Raw genomic sequence first — 1,298 nt, forward strand, 5'->3', positions numbered from 1 at the left:
TGAGTTTTGTCTCTGCTGTTGCCGTGGTGGTTGCCGCCGTCGGTTTTAGAGGTTGTTGCGGGTCATTTTCCGGAGGCTCGGGAAGATGCGATGCGTCGGGAGGCCGACGAGTTGTCGGCGAAGGCGGAGCGGTTGCGTCGGGGGGCGGAGTTTTTTTCGGGTAGGGCCGAGGGTGCTCGGGTGGGGTTGGGTGGGGTTGGTGGTGATCGGTTCGCGGGGGCGTGCCGGGAGACGGCGGCAGAGTGCAATCTTCAGGCTGATCGGTTGGATGCGCAGGCCGAGCAGTTGTATGAGGGGGCGAATGCGTTCGAGGTTCAGAAGTGGACGGTGATCGGGTTCGCGGTGATTTTGGCGTGGACGTTGTTTCATGCGGCGGTGATGTTCGCTTATGGGGGTGGGTTGGTGGGGTATGCGCAGGCGATGCGGACGCGGACGGTGTTGGAGATCGCTTCGCGGAAGTTGGTGGAGTATTTCGCGGGGATGAGTGCGCGGGCGGCGGCGGAGCGTGGGGTGTTGGCGTTGTCGGTGAGGGCGGGGGGTTTGGGTGCGGTGCAGGGTGGGGGGATCAATCTGGGTGTGCAGCTCAAGCAGGTGGGTTATGGGCAGCGGGGGGAGGTTGCCGGGATGGATGTGGTGGTCGCGGGGTTTGCGGGTTTGTTCGGTGGTGCTGCGGGTGTGGTGGCGGGCAAGTGGGTGGGGGATCGGTGGGTGGTTCCGTTGACTGTGGCGCGTGCGGAGTTGGCGGACACGGTGGGCAAGCAGGTGGGGGTGCAGTTGGGTGGGGCGTTGTTGACCGGTGGTGCGGGTGGGTTGGCGGGGGGATTGTGGGGACGGGGGTGGCGTTGATGATGTCGGGGGAGGAGTTGACGTGGGGTGCTTTTACGGAGTCGTTGGTGCCGGCGGTGGCGGGGGGTTTTCTGGGGGCGGCGGGTCATGGTGTGGCGAGTTTGCGGGCGGCGGGGCCGGTTGGTGCGGGGTCCGGTGGTGGTCCGGAGTCCGGTGGTGGTTCGGGGGCGGGGGTGGTGTCGGGGCCGGAGCCGGGTGCGCCGGCAGGGGGTGCGAGTGCGGGTCGGCCGTTGGTCGAGGCGTTGGTGGCGCGTGGTGGGTTGCGGGGTGTGGATCCGGGTGGGGTGCCGAAGTCTCATCGGCAGAAGTTGAACGAGTTGTTGTCGGGGTTGTTGCGGGATGTCGATACCGGTGTCGGGCAGGTCAATTCGGTGGATTGGCGGCCGGGTGGTGTTTCGGTGCCGGAGAACGTGAGTCCGGTGAAGGGGGATTCGCTGGCGCCGCGTGCGGGG

The 1,298-nt window shown here is 66.8% G+C and carries 1 protein-coding gene; it reads left to right on the plus strand.

Annotation, left to right across the window (positions count from 1 at the left end):
• The first annotated feature begins 264 nt into the window (after positions 1-264).
• Positions 265-846: a hypothetical protein gene (locus ON38_RS25530; protein WP_157181886.1), complete on the plus strand. Its 582-nt coding sequence runs from the start codon at positions 265-267 to the stop codon at positions 844-846.
• The last annotated feature ends 452 nt before the right edge of the window (positions 847-1,298 follow it).

Source organism: Nocardia testacea NBRC 100365 (genome assembly GCF_000308775.1).
GTDB classification, from domain to species: Bacteria; Actinomycetota; Actinomycetes; order Mycobacteriales; family Mycobacteriaceae; genus Nocardia; species Nocardia testacea.